This window comes from Streptomyces sp. NPDC002889, from assembly GCF_042888425.1.
Classification (GTDB): Bacteria; Actinomycetota; Actinomycetes; order Streptomycetales; family Streptomycetaceae; genus Streptomyces.
Genome location: NZ_JBIAPT010000019.1, coordinates 147135 through 162067 on the forward strand (window position 1 = coordinate 147135; position 14933 = coordinate 162067).

The 14933-nt window shown below is 70.6% G+C and carries 11 protein-coding genes, 1 tRNA gene and 1 pseudogene; 7 read left to right on the forward strand and 6 right to left on the reverse strand.

Annotated features, from left to right (window positions below; translation table 11 throughout):
* The first annotated feature begins 1 nt into the window (after position 1).
* The 4 genes from tmk to ACFYWI_RS26950 all read left to right on the forward strand — a co-directional run bounded on the left by tmk (position 2) and on the right by ACFYWI_RS26950 (position 6529).
* Positions 2-3151: a dTMP kinase gene (gene tmk / locus ACFYWI_RS26935; RefSeq protein ID WP_389237313.1), complete on the forward strand. Its 3150-nt coding sequence runs from the start codon at positions 2-4 to the stop codon at positions 3149-3151.
* A gap of 345 nt (positions 3152-3496) precedes the next feature.
* Positions 3497-4705, forward strand: a complete 1209-nt coding sequence (locus ACFYWI_RS26940) for a DNA polymerase III subunit delta' (protein ID WP_389237315.1) — start codon at positions 3497-3499, stop codon at positions 4703-4705.
* Positions 4706-4794: 89 nt separating this feature from the next.
* Complete coding sequence (locus tag ACFYWI_RS26945) at positions 4795-6342, forward strand: alpha/beta hydrolase (RefSeq protein ID WP_389237318.1); 1548 nt, start codon at positions 4795-4797, stop codon at positions 6340-6342.
* A gap of 113 nt (positions 6343-6455) precedes the next feature.
* Positions 6456-6529 (forward strand) — tRNA-Thr (locus tag ACFYWI_RS26950).
* Positions 6530-6533: 4 nt separating this feature from the next.
* Here the strand turns inward: ACFYWI_RS26950 and ACFYWI_RS26955 are convergent.
* From ACFYWI_RS26955 to ACFYWI_RS26970, 4 genes are all read right to left on the reverse strand, one after another.
* On the reverse strand, positions 6534-7229 hold the full coding sequence (locus ACFYWI_RS26955) for a phage minor capsid protein (protein WP_389237320.1): 696 nt from the start codon (positions 7227-7229) through the stop codon (positions 6534-6536).
* Positions 7148-7933, reverse strand: a complete 786-nt coding sequence (locus tag ACFYWI_RS26960; RefSeq protein ID WP_389237323.1) for a phage minor capsid protein — start codon at positions 7931-7933, stop codon at positions 7148-7150. The genes ACFYWI_RS26955 and ACFYWI_RS26960 overlap by 82 nt, the downstream gene beginning before the upstream one ends.
* A 1149-nt stretch (positions 7934-9082) precedes the next feature.
* Positions 9083-9475 (reverse strand): type II toxin-antitoxin system VapC family toxin, encoded by a 393-nt coding sequence (locus ACFYWI_RS26965; protein ID WP_389237325.1) that lies wholly within the window; start codon positions 9473-9475, stop codon positions 9083-9085.
* Positions 9472-9750, reverse strand: a complete 279-nt coding sequence (locus ACFYWI_RS26970) for a hypothetical protein (RefSeq protein ID WP_389237327.1) — start codon at positions 9748-9750, stop codon at positions 9472-9474. The genes ACFYWI_RS26965 and ACFYWI_RS26970 overlap by 4 nt, the downstream gene beginning before the upstream one ends.
* 317 nt (positions 9751-10067) lie before the next feature.
* On the opposite strand from ACFYWI_RS26970, the pseudogene ACFYWI_RS26975 reads away from it, so the two are divergent.
* Positions 10068-10181, forward strand: a pseudogene (locus tag ACFYWI_RS26975) (heat-shock protein HspR); the annotation flags it as partial.
* Between the two features lie 86 nt (positions 10182-10267).
* Here ACFYWI_RS26975 and ACFYWI_RS26980 read toward each other — a convergent pair.
* Positions 10268-11986, reverse strand: a complete 1719-nt coding sequence (locus ACFYWI_RS26980; RefSeq protein WP_389237329.1) for a fibronectin type III domain-containing protein — start codon at positions 11984-11986, stop codon at positions 10268-10270.
* 406 nt (positions 11987-12392) lie between these two features.
* Between ACFYWI_RS26980 and ACFYWI_RS26985 the strand changes: the two genes are divergently transcribed.
* Entirely contained in the window at positions 12393-12794 is a 402-nt protein-coding gene (locus ACFYWI_RS26985) for a DUF4186 domain-containing protein (protein WP_389237331.1), read from the forward strand.
* Positions 12795-13050: 256 nt separating this feature from the next.
* Here ACFYWI_RS26985 and ACFYWI_RS26990 read toward each other — a convergent pair whose 3' ends face one another.
* Positions 13051-13527 (reverse strand): MazG nucleotide pyrophosphohydrolase domain-containing protein, encoded by a 477-nt coding sequence (locus ACFYWI_RS26990; RefSeq protein WP_389237333.1) that lies wholly within the window; start codon positions 13525-13527, stop codon positions 13051-13053.
* Positions 13528-14069: 542 nt separating this feature from the next.
* Between ACFYWI_RS26990 and ACFYWI_RS26995 the strand changes: the two genes are divergently transcribed.
* On the forward strand, positions 14070-14933 hold an 864-nt coding region (locus tag ACFYWI_RS26995), incomplete at its 3' end, for an ice-binding family protein (protein WP_389237335.1).

Below are 14933 nucleotides of genomic sequence, written 5' to 3' on the forward strand. Positions count from 1 at the left end.
GATGACGCGAGCCGAGCAGCCAGCCGAGCAGCAGGCGGTCATGAGTACCGCTGCAGAGACTGCCTCAGACTCCGATGCGTCCGAGGCCCTTGCCGCGGACTCACGCGAGCGCGCCGTGCGCGCCCTACTGCGCTTCCCGCCGCTGAGGAGGCTGTGGAACGCGCAGGTGACCGGCGGTGTCGGGGACGCACTCGCAATGCTTGTGCTGGTACTGCTGGCGCTCCAGGCGGCGGTGCAGGCCGGCGCGTTCGGGGACGGCTACCGCGGGGCGGCCCTCGCCGTCGCCGCCGTGTTCGGTGCGCGTGTACTGGCCACGTTGCTGTTCGGAGCCGTACTGCTCGGCCCGATGACCACGCTCACCTCGCCGAGCGGGCCGCTCGACCGGCGCTGGACGATGATCGGTGCGGACGCCGTACGGCTCGTCCTCCTCGTCATCGCACCCCTGTGGATCGACTGGACGCCCGACAAGGCGCTCGCGATGGTGCTGGTCACCGTGTTCGTCATGGGAGTGGCCGAGCGGTTCTGGACCGTCGCCCGGGAGGGTGCCGCTCCGGCGCTGCTGCCCGCGCCCCCGCCGGAGGGCGCGGCCGTACGTCCGCTGCCCGACCACCTCGACGCCTTGCGCAGGCTGTGGCTGCGTACCAGCTTCGCCGTGATCCCCGTGGCGGCCCTCGCTCTGCTGGTGGCCACGCTGGTCGGCAACGCGCTCGGCTCCGGCATCGAATGGTTCTCGCTGCATCAGGCCGCTCTCGGCTCCTACCTCGCCGCCGGCCTGTTCGCCGCGTCCGTGTCGACTCTGTATTTCGTGGAGCTGCCCGGCGGGCAGACCCCCCGTCCGCGTTCGCCGCTCGAGGGCCTGCGCCGGCCCGCCACCGGGAGCGCTCCGGACAAGGGACGCACCGGCGCCCTGCCGCTGTTCGTCCTTGCCTGCGCCGCCGTCACCGGCGCGATCGCGTCCGCCGCGGCCGTCGCCGTCCTGCACGCCGCGGACCTCGGCGGCGGTCCCGCGGCCTTCGCCCTGCTCATCCTCGCGCTGATCGGCGGCACCGGGCTCGGCATCCGCGGCGCCAAGGCCGTGCTGCCCTCGCTCTCCCGGCGCCGGCTGCTCGCCCTCGCGCTCGCGTCGACGGGTATCGGGCTGCTGGCGATGGGGCTGGTGCCGGACACCGCCACCGTGCTGTTCATCGCGGCAATCGCGGGCTTCTCGGCCGGTGTCGCCGCCGCCACCGGGCACACGCTCATCGACCAGGAGACCGAGGAGTTCCGGCGGGCCCGGATCAACGAGCACCTCCAAGCGGTCGTACGCGTCGCCATCGCGCTCGCCGCGATCGCCGCGCCGCTGCTCTCCGCCGCGATCGGGCCGCACCGGCTGGCCAGCGGCGACTTCGTCTTCGCGCACGGCGGGGCTGCGTTCACGCTGATGCTCGTCGGCGCGCTGCTGCTGCCCGTCGCGGTGATCGTTCTCGCCAAGACGGACGACCGGTCGGGCGTGCCGCTGCGCCGCGACCTCGGCGACGCGCTGCGCCGCGGCGCAGACCCCGCGCAGGCACCCGCGGCGAACGGTTTCTTCATCGCGGTGGAAGGCGGCGACGGAGCCGGAAAGTCCACCCAGGTCGAAGCACTCGCCCAGTGGATCCGCGCCAAGGGCCACGAGGTGGTCGTCACCCGCGAGCCCGGCGCGACGCCCATCGGCAAGCGGCTGCGCTCGATCCTGCTCGACGTTTCGTCGGCCGGTCTGTCGAATCGCGCGGAGGCACTGCTGTACGCGGCCGACCGCGCCGAGCACGTCGACTCGGTGGTCCGCCCGGCGCTGGAGCGCGGAGCGATCGTCATCTCGGACCGTTACATCGACTCGTCGGTCGCATACCAGGGCGCGGGCCGCGATCTGTCGCCGACCGAAATCGCCCGTATCTCGCGGTGGGCCACGGACGGCCTCGTGCCGAACCTGACCGTACTGCTGGACGTCTCCCCGCAGACCGCGCGCGAGCGCTTCACCGAGGCGCCGGACCGGCTGGAGTCCGAGCCCGCGGAGTTCCACCAGCGGGTACGTGCCGGATTCCTGACGCTGGCCGCGGCCGATCCCGGACGCTATCTCGTGGTCGACGCGGGCCAGGAGCCCGAGTCGGTCGCCACCGTCGTACGGCACCGTCTCGACCAGCTGCTGCCCCTGTCCGAGGCCGAGATCAAGGCCCAGGAAGAGGCACGCAGGGCGGCCGAGGAAGAGGCACGCCGCAAGGCCGAGGAAGAGGCCGCCCGCAAGGCTGAGGAGGAGCGCCTGGAGCGCGAGCGTCAGGAACAGCTCGCCAAGCTCCGCGCCGAGGAGGAGGAGCGCAAGCGCCGCGAGCTGGAAGAGGCGCGGCAGCGCGAGGCCGAACGGCAGGCGGCAGAGGCCCGGCAGCGGGCGGAGGAGGCGCGCCTGCGCGCCGAGGAAGAACGCCGTCGGCGAGAGGCCGAGGAGAAGACCCGCCGCCAGGAAGAGGAACGCCGCCGCAAGCAGGCGGAGGAGGAGTCCCGGCTGCGGGCCGAGGCGGAGGCGCGCCGCCTGGAGAAGCAGCGCAAGGCGGAAGAGGCACTGCTGAGGGCGGAGGAGGCGCGCCGTCAGGCCGAGGCGGCGGCTGCGGCAGCCGCGGCAGCTACGGCCGCTTCGTCGGCAGCCCCGGCTCCGGCGGCTTCTCCGACCGAGACGACGATGCCCACCCCGGTCGTGAAGCCGGACGAGGTGACGCAGGAGGTCGCGAGGCCCGGCGCCGATGAGACGACGGTGCTTCCCAAGGTCCCGGACGCGGCAGAGACGACTGTGCTTCCGCCGGTCCGCGATGCGCGGGGGGCCGACGAGACCGCTGTCATGCCTCCCGTGCGGGACTCGGAGGCTTCCGCCGCGGCCGATGAAACCGCGGTGCTGCCGCCGGTCCGGGACGGCGCCGCGGCGGGCGAGAATCCCGCGGACCGGGTTCCGCCGGGCATCTTCCGCGACGAACCCTCGAACGAACGCACCCGTGAGATCCCCCAGGTCGACCCCGACGCGCCCCGCGGGCGCCGCCGCTCGGAGTGGGCGGAGGAAACCCCTCTGGACGACCTCCCGACCCTGGCGGACGAACTCCTGGGCCCGCGCCCCGACGACGAGGACGACCGCGGGGGCCGGCGCCGCTGACCCCGGCGGGACGCGGCTCGGCCCCTCGCGCAGTGCGCGAGGGGCCGAGCGCAGCCTGGCGGCCGGTTGCTCCGGGTCCGATGAGTCCGGTGGGGCGGCGTCGCCGCTGACGGTCCGCCCCTCAGCCGACGCGGGGCCGGAGAAGTGCGCGCCGCGCCCTGCGAATCGGGCGTGGTGTGGTGCCGGGCGTCCCGCATTCCGTCCCCGAGGGCGCCCCGGTGTTCGCCGCCACGTTCCGGGACGGAGCCTGGTAGGGAAAGAGCGCGTCCCCGGCCCGCACCGCAGGGATTGTCGGCCCCCTCCCCCACAATGGGAGACCGCAGTACGAAAGGGCGGTGACGGCACATGGCCGTATGGGACGACATGGTCGGCCAGGAGCGGGTGCAGACGGAGCTGGCCGCCGCCGCCCGGGACGCCGACGCCCGCGTCACCGCCGAGCACGCCTCCGCGCAGGCCTCCACCGCCGCGTCGAGGATGACGCACGCCTGGCTGTTCACCGGCCCGCCCGGCTCCGGGCGGGCGACGGCCGCCAGGGCCTTCGCCGCCGCACTGCAGTGCACCAGCCCCGACCGTGCCCTCGGCGGCGTACCCGGCTGCGGATTCTGCGACGGCTGCCACACCAGCCTCGTCGGTACGCACGCCGACGTCGAAGTGATCCGTACGGACCTGCTGTCCATCGGTGTCGCACAGACCCGTGATCTCGTACGCCGCGCCCAGCTCTCCCCGGCCGGCGGCCGCTGGCAGGTGATCATCCTGGAGGATGCCGACCGCCTCACCGAAGGCGCCGGCAACGTGCTGCTGAAGGCGGTCGAGGAGCCCGCGCCCCGGACGGTCTGGCTTCTGTGCGCGCCGTCCCTGGAGGACGTGCTCCCCACCATCCGTTCCCGCTGCCGCCACCTCACCCTCCGTACGCCCCCGGTGGCCGCCGTCGCCGACGTGCTGATCCGGCGCGACGGCATCGAGCCCGACGTCGCTGCTTCCGTCGCCCGCGCCACCCAGGGGCACATCGGCCGCGCCCGCCGGCTCGCCACCGACGAGCGGGCCCGTGCCCGCCGTGCCGCTGTTCTCAAGCTGCCGTTGCGCGTCGACGACATCGGCGGCTGCCTCAAGGCCGCCCAGGAACTGATCGACGCCGCCGCCGAGGACGCCCAGCAGTTCGCCGAGGAGATCGACATCAAGGAGACGGAGGACCTCAAGGCGGCGCTCGGCGCGGCCGCCGGGGGGCGTATGCCGCGCGGGACGGCCGGCGCGATGAAGGATCTCGAGGACAAGCAGAAGCGCCGCAAGACCCGTACGCAGCGGGACAGCCTCGACCTCGCCCTGACCGATCTGACGGGCTTCTACCGCGATGTGCTGGCGCTCCAGCTCGGTTCCTCGGTCGAGCTCGCCAACGAGGACGTACGGGACTCCCTGGACCGCATCGCCCGCGCCTCCACCCCGGAGAGCACGCTGCGCCGGATAGAGGCCGTGGTCGCATGCCGCCAGGCGCTGGAGAGCAATGTGGCGCAGCTGCTGGCGATCGAGGCCATGACCGTGGCGCTGCGCGCCGGCTGACGCCGTACGGGCGGCGCCGGGCGATTGACCGGATCACCCTAACGAGCACAAACAGGCACAGACGCCCCGCGGCCGTTACGCTCCTGGAGATGGACACCAGGCGCCTGTTGCGCACCACCGCCCTCACGCTGGCCACAGCCGGCCTGCTCGCCTCCGGCTGCACCGCCGAAAGCTCGTTGCCCGGTGGCTCCGCGGCCTCGCCTTCCGCCTCCGACGCCGCCTCCGGTTCGTCCCCCGCGCTCGAGCCGTACTACACCCAGCAGTTGAAGTGGCGGGCCTGCGGTGTCCCTGGCTTCGAGTGCACCACGATGAAGGCCCCGCTCGACTACGCCGAGCCCGAGGGCGAGACCATCAAGCTGGCCGTGGCCCGCAAGAAGGCCACCGGACCCGGCAAGCGCATCGGCTCGCTCCTGGTCAACCCGGGCGGTCCCGGCGGCTCCGCCATCGGCTATCTCCAGGCGTACGCGGGCATCGGCTACCCCGCCCCCGTCCGGGCCCGCTACGACATGGTTGCCATCGACCCGCGCGGTGTCGCCCGCAGCGAACCCGTCGAATGCCTCACGAGCAAGGAGATGGACGCGTACATCCAGGTCGACCAGACTCCCGACGACGCGGCCGAGCGAACGCGGCTGGCCAAGGCGTACAAGGACTTCGCCGCGGGCTGCGAGAAGCGCTCCGGCCAGGTCCTGCCCCATGTCTCCACCATCGAAGCGGCCCGCGACATGGACATCCTGCGCGCTGCGCTGGGCGACCAGAAGCTGTCGTACGTGGGGGCCTCGTACGGAACCTTCCTCGGCGCGACGTACGCGGAACTGTTCCCGGACCGCACAGGCCGTCTCGTCCTCGACGGCGCGCTGGACCCCGCCCTCCCTGCCCGCGAGCTGAACCGTGACCAGACGGCCGGCTTCGAGACGGCCTTCAGATCCTTCGCCGCGGACTGCATCGAGCAGCCGGACTGCCCGCTGGGCAGCGAGTCCGTCGCGGACGCCACCACCCGCCTCAAGGCGTTCTTCGCGGAGCTCGACAAGAAGCCCGTCCCGACCGGCGAGAGCCGCGAGCTCGTGGAATCGCTGGCCACAACGGGTGTGGTCGCCGCGATGTACGACGAGTCCTCCTGGCCCCAGCTGCGCGAGGCCCTCACCAGCGCCCAGGCCGGCGAGGGCGCGCCGCTGCTCGCGCTGGCCGACAGCTACTACGAGCGCGACGCCGATGGCTCGTACGCGAACCTGATGTTCGCCAACGCCGCCGTGAACTGCCTGGACCTTCCGCCGGCCTTCACCGGCCCCGAGGCCGTGCAGTCGGCCCTGCCCGAGTTCGAGAAGGCCTCCCCGGTCTTCGGCAAGGGCTTCGCCTGGGCCTCCCTGAACTGCGGTTACTGGCCCGTCCCGGCCACCGGCAAGGCCCACGGCATCGAGGCGAAGGGCGCACCGCCGATCGTGGTCGTCGGCACCACCCGGGACCCGGCCACCCCGTACAAGTGGGCGCAGGGCCTGGCGAAGCAGCTCTCGTCCGGGACGCTGCTGACGTACGACGGCGACGGCCACACGGCGTACGGCCGCGGCAGCGGCTGCATCGACACGGCGATCAACACCTTCCTCCTCGAGGGGACGCCTCCGCCGGACGGCAAGCGCTGCTGACCAGCCGCGCGGGGGCTCCGGGAGGTGGTCAGGGGCACCCGAAACAACCCTGTAGACTTGGCGCCGCTGCGGATGCGAACGTGTCCTCACGAGGACGCGTATATCCGCAGCGTGCCGCCTTAGCTCAGTTGGCCAGAGCAACGCACTCGTAATGCGTAGGTCTCGGGTTCGAATCCCGAAGGCGGCTCGGATTAACCCCAGGACTCACTCGCCGTGACCTGGGGTTTTTTCATGTCCCGACCAATCGGGGGCGGAACGCGATGATCTCCGCGCCCTTGTGCGTGCCCAATCCGTGCCCATTCTGCTGAGCAGGAACCGATGCGACCTCGGCATTCGCGGGCTCGGCCTCGACCTCTGCGACGACTGCAACGGGCCGCCGCACGGCCCCCTCGGCACCATGGCCGCCGTCGCCTCGGCGGCATCGCGCGCAGCCTTGGGCATGACGGCCGGCCCGCATAGCCGCCGGCCGGTGGGAGGTTGCCAGCCCCGGGCTGCTCGCGCTCGCGTCGGCGGATGAGTTCGGGGTGCTGGGCGAGGTGTTCGCGCATCCGGCCCTGCCACTGGCGCACCCGCGCCTCGACCGCACGCTTGGCCTCGGGGGTCGTGGCGACGGCGGCGCGGTTCTTCCACTTCCTGATGGCGCGCTCGAGCCCCCTCTGCCGCTGCGTGGCTTCGTAGCTGGCGGGGTCTTTGGAGTGCTCGACCGGGGCCCGGGTGATTCCGGGGAGGTAAGCGCTCGTGCTGTGTCGGCAGTTGGGATGTTGCAGCCCCGCGCGGCGGGCGTCGTCGAGCGAGCCGGCGACGTTCACCCGCACGGTGCGGTCGTCGTAAGTGGCGTGCTCGACCTCGAGCGTCCGGGTGCCGCCCGGTCCGTCGAGCGCAAGCACCTTGCCCTCGAACGGGGCGCAAAGATCGCAGTTGTGGGGGCGTTGGAGACGATCACCAGGGAGACGCCGACGGCGCGCAGCTTGTCGCCGTGCGTCTCGACCGCGGCCCGTCCGACGGCGGTCCGCACGGCCATCTCGGCATAGCTCGTCATCTGCCACGCGCGCCCGCTCTTGTCGACGAACGTCCGCAAGCCCCGGTCGGCGAATCGCTCGATCGCGCACTGCGTGGCCTGCCGGCGCGTGTCGACGCCGAGGAGCGGCGTCGCCGACACTTCGCTGATGATCTGCCGGTAACTGTCCTCGACACCTCGGAGGATGCCGCGATGCGTCTCGGTGACGAGCTCAATCGTCTCGGCGACGAGCCGATCCACGGTCCGCGCGTTCGGAGTGCTGTCGGCGATCCGGCGGGCGTCGGCATCGGAGAGGGCGCCGAGCTCCGCGAGGTCGGCTCGCGCCCCGATGTCGTACGCCTCGGTGACCGACGAGAACACCTCAAGGTCGAGGGCGGTCGCGAGCGAGTCGACGACGCCCTGCGCTGCTCGCCGTAGAGGCGGGGCGTCGCGCAGCTTGGCGACCGCCCAACCGGGCGCCTCGAACCCCTCGGCGAGGTGCCGCGCCACGATGCCGAGCAGACGCTGCTCGGCATCGGCGTAGAGATCGCGGGCAGCGGCCGAGAGATTCACGACCATGACGGGGTGAATCATTGCAAATCACCATCCACTCGCTGTAGCGCTCTCGTGACAGAATGTAGATAATTTCGGGACATCGAAGGGAGAAGATGTTTTCTATCTTCGATTCCTAGGTTCTGGTGGCACTTCTGATGCCACACTGGTTGGCAGGCAAGACGTGTTGTGCACACACGCTCTGTCGTTGTCTCGCGCCCAATTCGGGCCTGCCATCAGGGAGCACGGTGGAGTGAAGAGCAATCAGTCAGGAAGCGCGTCAACTGGGTCGCGGGCTGACCTAGTTGTGAGGGTTCCGCGCCCGTCGGTTCGATGGAGCGCCATCACTGGCAGTGGCGTTGCCTTTGTCATTGCGAGTGGCCACGTACAAGAGCCCATCGTGGTGTGGGCGCTAGTGCTGCTCGGTGTTACCGGCCAATGCTGTGATGCCCTGTTGGCATGGGCAGCGTTGAGGCGGGATAGCTGACGCTCGAACTATGAAAGGACCCCGGCTTGCATCGGGTCAGGCACTGCCTGCCCGGTCTCGACGAGGATGCGGTCGACCGCGGCCTGCACGGCTGTTGCGTCCCAATCGGGGTGCAGCAGCCGCACTTTCGTATCAGTCGAGACTGCTTGCGCCTGCTGGAGGAGAGACAGCGTCTGCGCGAGCGAGGATGCGTCCTCGGTGACAGAGCCACCGGATACCACTCGGGGCCGCTCGGGCACGATCCGGGGCGTGAAGAACTGCCGGTCGAGCAGCAGCAGGATGCCGGTCGTCGTCGAAGGACAGTGCCTTGACGTAGGTGGGCGACCAGGCTGGATTGTCGGCGAGCTAGAAGTGCCAGGAGGCGAGATCGAGTTCCGGCTCCCGGTCGAGGTACTTCGCTTTGAGCCAGTGCCGCGGCCCGTCGGGTTCGTGGTGCCGATCAGGATCGCGCCGGCGACAGAGAGACGGGCGAGCAACTGCGTGAAGAACGCTTCCGGTTAAGCAGCGTGACCTCATCGGCGTACTCGTCGCGCTTGGCCTTGGCCTCGTCGAGCTGCCGCAGGCCCCCGGTGCTACCGGCGGTCCGGACCGTGCGGAGAGACGGCGTACTTCAGTGCGCTGACAGTGGGCGCCCGGATGAATGGACAGAGCTGTGCTGAGCGGCAGCGAGTCGGAGGTCGCGGCCGACCCGGCATCGCGCTGCGTCAGATCTTGATGACGTGGACACCGGGGCCGCACAGCATGTGGAGGTCCTCGGGGTCTGACGTCAGAACGGTCACGGGGGAGGGCGAGGCCAGTGCGGTGGCAGCCACGAGGGCGTCGAGGGCGTATTTGTGGCCGGGCAGGCCGGCTGCGGCGAGCAGCTTGCTCGCGTGGCGGGCGATGGCTTCGGTTTGCGGGACGATGTTGACGCGCGAAACGGCGTAGTCGAAGCGGGCCTGGTTGGTCTTGGGGTCGCGGGCTTCGACGAGGGTGACGGAGCTGGTGATGACGCGGATGTCCTCCGTCTCGGCCGCAGCCAGCCACTCGGTGAGCTCGGGTGTGCGGCGTACGAGTTTGGACAGGCCTTCGCAGTCCAGGACGAGGGTGCCCCTCATGTGGCGTCCGCCGAGCCGGCTGCGTCGCCGCGCAGGAGCGCCCGCTTGGCCTCGACCGCTGCCTGATCCACCGGCCCGTGCTCGGTCTCCGCGTCTTCAATGAGTTCGCGCAGCCGGTCACGTTCGAGTTGGCGCTGGATGAGGGCTTCGACGTAGGCGGACATGCCGCGCTTGCCGGTGTGCGCCTTGAGGGCGGCGATGGTGCCTTCGTGGAGGGAGACGGAGACCGGGCGGACGGGACCTTCGCCGGGAGCGGGTTCGGGGGTGGTGGCCATGGAGTCACATTGACAAAACTTTTGTTATTGGCTGGATTGATCCTGTGGCGTGCGGCTTGTCTGGAGGCAGTGGCGGATTGCCTCGCGGAAATACAGATCCTCTGTGATCCCTAAGCGCGACGATGCGTCCCATGGGCTGAAGCGCGAGGAATGGTCTCGGGTTCGAGTCCCGAAGGCGGCTCCGCACAGAGAAAGCCCCGGTCGTCTCCGACCGGGGCTCTCTCGTTCACGGATGCGGCGACGGCGCTCGTCCCGCGCTGCCGGCTGCTCGCGGTCCCGGTTCTGGTCTCAGTTGCGGGCTCGCGGCCGGCAGGAGCCGGCGCGAGGCGCAGGCGCACGCGTCGTACCGGCGCGATCCGGTGCCGTACCAGGACGTGCAGCAGGCGAGCGCGCTGGCGGTGTGGCGGCCGAAGCCGAAGCGGGACGGCTGACGTCGGCAACGGTCGGACCGGCGACGCGCACGTGTGGAAGGGGCCGGGAGGTTGATCACCTCCCGGCCCTTTCGGCGTCGTTCAGGTCACTGTGCCGGTGCGGTGACCGCCCTGCCGCCCGCCGGCAGGGACTCGGTGCCGTCCGCGCCCACGGCGGTCACCCAGTAGTAGGACGTGGTGCCGCGCTTGCCGTTGGTGTCGAAGTACTCGAACCCGTACCTGTCGAGGTCGGCGATCTTCTCGTAGGCCCCGGTGGCCGGGTTCCAGCGGTGGACGCGGTAGCCGCCGGCCGCCTCGGGGGAGTCCTCGCCGAGCCCGTACCACGTCACCTGATTGCCCTCGTCGCCCTCTGCGGACCACACGTCGACGGACAGCGGCGAGCCCTCGGGGGTCGCCACGCTGGGCGTCGTGTCGAGCTCGGTCGCGACCACGATCTCGGGCGAGCGGGTCCACTTGTAGTGGGAGTTCCAGTCGTCGTCGACGGCGTCGATGAACACGCAGCGCTCGTCGCCGTCCGGGATGGTGGCGTACGCGTACGAGGTGGTGTCGGCCGACAGCCACTCCACCTCGTGGACGGAGCAGACCTTCTCCTCCTCGTCGCCCAGGAGCTCGCCCGCGTAGACGACGTACCGCCCCAGGTCGGGCGTCGGATTCGCGTCCCAGCGCAGCGCGAAGCCGTACTCGGTCGGGGTGAGGGCCAGTCCGGTGACGGCGGACGGCGGGGTGAGGTCCCCGCGCGTGCCGCTGACGGTACTGGAACGCGCGGACTCGTTGCCCGCCGCGTCGAGCGCGGTCACGCGGTAGTAGGACGTGACGCCCTCGTCGGCCGAGGTGTCCAGGTACGAGACCTGATTCGTACTGCCGACCTCGGCGAACGCGCCGTCCGCGCTCGCCGCCCGGTAGACGCGGTACGACACCGCTCCCGCGACCCCGCTCCAGCGGATGCGCATCCCGTCCATCTCGGAGGCGGCGGCCGCCCCGGTGGGTGCGGCCGGTGCGGTCCTGTCGGTGGTGGTGACGGACTGGGTGGCCGAGCCGCCGGACTCGTTGCCGGCCTTGTCCACGGCGCGTACGACGTACTGGTACACGGCGCCGGTGGCGGGCGGGGTGTTGGTGCAGGACGTGGCGGTCAGCGGGGTACTGGTCTGCCTCGTCCAAGCGCTGGTGCCGGCGAGGCGGCGGTAGAGGTGGTAGCCGGCGAGGTCCATCTCGGGGCTCTTCGCCCAGCGGATGGTGGCCTTGAGGGTGGCGGGGGCATAGGCCGCCGAGACGCCGGCGGGGGCGAGGGGCTTGACGGTGTCGACGGTGGCCGACGTGCGGGCGGCATAGCCGAACTTGACGTTCGCGTAGCCGGTCCAGGCGACGAAGTCGACGCGGATGGTGTGGCGGCCGCTGGGGATGGTGAGGTTGACGGTCTTGGTCTGCGTCGTGGAGACGTTCTTCCAGATGTCGACCTTACGGACACCGTCCACGTAGACGCGGACGCCGTCGCGGACGGCGGTGCTGAAGCTGAAGGGCCCGCCCGAGCCGAAGTTGCGGGTCGTCTGCCAGCGGACGGTGAAGTTGTCGCGGGGCAGCGTGACCCCGGCCGGGTCGCCGGTGCCGTAGTCCTCGTTGATCGAGGTGTCGCAGGCGGTCAGCTTGGGAGGGCCGCTGAAGGAGGTGTTCGGGTAGTACGTCGCCTTCCACACGCCGTCCGCACAGACGGGCGTGGCGGCGTGGGCGGTGGCCGGCAGGGCAAGTCCCGCGGTGGCCGCGGCGATGGCGGCGGCCGTGGCGCAGGCAGCGCGAAAACCCTGGTGCATGGGTATCGGTGGGTCGCTCTCGGTCGTGGGGAGCGTGGGGGCGGCACGGGGGGCGTGGGGGGAGCGCCGGCAGCCGCGATGATCGCATGCCGGCGCGGCCGTTGTCAGCCCTGTTCCGGCGGAGCCGATCGGTATCGCCTGCGTGGTGGTCGGCGAGTCGGGGTTCCTGGTCTCGAATGGTGCCCGCTGCGGAGCCGTTCGCCGACGCCCGTCACGCAACTCGTCATCCGCAGGTCCAGGGTTCGCATCCCGGAGGCGGCGGCCGCACACCGCCTTGCCCTCCGAGGTACCGGCCGCGCAGGCCTGTGGCCGGCGCGGATGAGTGCCGGTACGCACACGGCTCCGGCATCCGCAGGCCGTCAGGCATACGATCGAGAGGGGCCGCTGTCTTCCCTGGGAACGTTCGATGCCTGATCCGATGCCCGACTCGCTCGACGAACGGCTGGACACCATCGCGCGGCATCCGTTTCGCGCGAAGTTCCATCTGCGCGGTCGGGAGCGGGCCACGGCCGAGCTGAGCGGGCCGTCCACGATGCGATGGCACGCCTACGACCTCATTGCCAAGCGGCTGGGACCGGCCGAGCCGTACAAGGACGGCAAACAGACCCCTTACCGCGGCCACCCGGTCTTCGTCGCCCAACACGCGACCGCGACCTGCTGCCGTACCTGCCTCCAGCGCTGGCACCAGATCCCCAAGGGGCGGGAACTGAGCCGCGAGGAGCGCGCCTATGTGGTGGACGTGATCTGCCGCTGGATCGAGCGCGAGGTGGCGGGCTCGTCGATCGACCGGCCGGACCCAGGTGTCTAGTGCGGGCCTCAATATCATTTCGTCAGGAGTTCTCCATGGTGTTGTGTCAGGTCCGCGCCAGCCGCAACGTCGACAGCCCACGGGCCGGCGGAGCCGCGATGCGGCGGGCCGGACTCACGCATCGCCGACGCATCAGCGCGTCTGGCGGCGTGCCGTGCGTCGTGCCTGGCCGTCCGGGTGGCCCCAGCCCGCCGTACACCTTCTCGACCGTCTTCCCCGTACCTCCGCGGGCACGGTGGACGGCGTCGCGCTCGGCTCAGCGCTCCGGGGCTGAGTCCTGGGGTCGCTCCGGCCCGACGGCGCTCGCCCGGAGCTCAGTCGCCGGGTCGTGTGCCCCGCGTTGCTCGCGCAGCAGCCCGGCGACGTCCGGCGGGCTGTAGGAATCGCCCTTGAGCACCTTGCCGTCGGCACGGAGCACGGGACGCCCGTCAGGGCCGAGCTTGCTCATGTTGGCGCGATGGACCTCGGCGATCACCGCGTCGAGGTCGATGCCGTAGACCGCCGCGGTGCCGTAGGCGATGTAGACCACGTCGGCCAGTTCATGGGCGACGTGGTCCAGTCTGCCCTCCGCCGCCGCCTCCGCGAGTTCGGCGACCTCCTCGTGGAGCAGATCCTGGCGGTGCAGGGCGAGTTCGGGCGAGGGCTGTGTGGGCACGGAACGGCAGTCGAGTCCGAAGGCGCGGTGGAAGGCGCGGACACGCTCGGCGGGTGACTCGCTCGGGGCTCGGTTCATCGGTCGATCCTCCGGGCTCGGTTCATCGGTCGATCCTAGCGACGGGGCGGACGCTCACCGGCCCGGGCGAGTGGCCCGTCACGCGCCTCCGGGACGTGTCCGGCGAGGTACCCCGGCGGCTCGGCCGGTCACTCCGCGAGCCCCAGCACATGCAGCTGCTCCGGTGCCTCGGGTAAGTCGAAGGCCCCGACGGACTCGAACAGACCCAGCGTGTGCCGGCTGGCGTCGCGCACCCCCGCGGCGTGATGGCATGACGCTCTGGGTGAAATATTCAGCCTGTATGACATTTCGTCAACTGTGAGCGCTTTGATAGGACTCACCCTAATGGTTCTCATATTGGCGTTCTCTCCCGGTTATGTTGACGTCGACCCCTTTCCCCGGAAACTTCGGCCCGGTCATCGAAGTCAACGGTGTCTGCCGCCGGGAAGAGGTGAGCGGTTCGTCGCAGCTCCGTGAGAACCGCGAAAGACCTGCCACCATCCCCCGCAGAAATAGGCCCCTTGATGACATCGAACATCTCTGGTCCGCCTCACTGGCGCACAATGTCCGCCTGGATCGCGGCGGTCCTCACGGTGCTGATTGCCGCTGTCACAGTGGCGCTGACGCCGACGCAAGCAAAGGCCATTGCAACAGCTGTTCCCCTTGGCACGGCAGACAGTTTCGCGGTGCTGGCCGGCTCGGCGGTCACCAATACCGGTCCTTCCGTGGTCAACGGAGACCTCGGAGTGAGCCCGGGGTCGTCAATCACCGGATTCACAGGTCCTCCGAATGGCACGGTGAACGGTGTTATCCACCAAACGGACGCTGTCGCCGCCCAGGCGCAGGTCGACCTGACCACGGCGTACGACGACGCCGCCGGTCAGCCCGAGGATGTGGACATCACCGATGTCGACCTCGGGGGTCAGTCGCTGGGTCCGGGCGTCTACCACGCCGATTCCGGTATCCAGCTCACCGGCCAGCTCACTCTGGATGCCGCCGGCGACCCCAACGCCGTCTGGGTGTTCCAAGCCGAATCGACCCTGATCACGGCACCCAACAGCAGCGTGCTCCTCGTCGACGGCGCCTCGCCGTGCAACGTCTTCTGGCAGGTCGGAAGCTCCGCCACGCTCGACACCAACACCACGTTCGTGGGCAACATCCTGGCCCTGACTCAGATCGCCTTGAACGATGCGGCGACCATCCAAGGCCGGGCGCTGGCACGGAACGCCGCCGTGACGATGATCAACAACGTGATCACTCGTCCGAATTGCGCCGGCGGCACCACGGGTGGGACCACCACCACGACGGGTGGGACCACGGGTGAGACCACCACGACGGGTGGGACCACGGGTGAGACCACCACGACGGGTGGGACCACGGGTGAGACCACCACGACGGGTGGGACCACGGGTGAAACGACCACGACG

Bases quoted from the DNA above. Each gene is read 5' to 3' on its own strand.
- ACFYWI_RS26965 (WP_389237325.1), bottom strand. From the start codon at position 9,475: ATGAGGGGCACCCTCGTCCTGGACTGCGAAGGCCTGTCCAAACTCGTA.
- ACFYWI_RS26940 (WP_389237315.1), top strand. From the start codon at position 3,497: ATGGCCGTATGGGACGACATGGTCGGCCAGGAGCGGGTGCAGACGGAG.
- ACFYWI_RS26980 (WP_389237329.1), bottom strand. From the start codon at position 11,986: ATGCACCAGGGTTTTCGCGCTGCCTGCGCCACGGCCGCCGCCATCGCC.
- ACFYWI_RS26990 (WP_389237333.1), bottom strand. From the start codon at position 13,527: ATGAACCGAGCCCCGAGCGAGTCACCCGCCGAGCGTGTCCGCGCCTTC.
- ACFYWI_RS26945 (WP_389237318.1), top strand. From the start codon at position 4,795: ATGGACACCAGGCGCCTGTTGCGCACCACCGCCCTCACGCTGGCCACA.
- ACFYWI_RS26985 (WP_389237331.1), top strand. From the start codon at position 12,393: ATGCCTGATCCGATGCCCGACTCGCTCGACGAACGGCTGGACACCATC.
- ACFYWI_RS26960 (WP_389237323.1), bottom strand. From the start codon at position 7,933: ATGATTCACCCCGTCATGGTCGTGAATCTCTCGGCCGCTGCCCGCGAT.
- ACFYWI_RS26970 (WP_389237327.1), bottom strand. From the start codon at position 9,750: ATGGCCACCACCCCCGAACCCGCTCCCGGCGAAGGTCCCGTCCGCCCG.
- tmk (WP_389237313.1), top strand. From the start codon at position 2: ATGACGCGAGCCGAGCAGCCAGCCGAGCAGCAGGCGGTCATGAGTACC.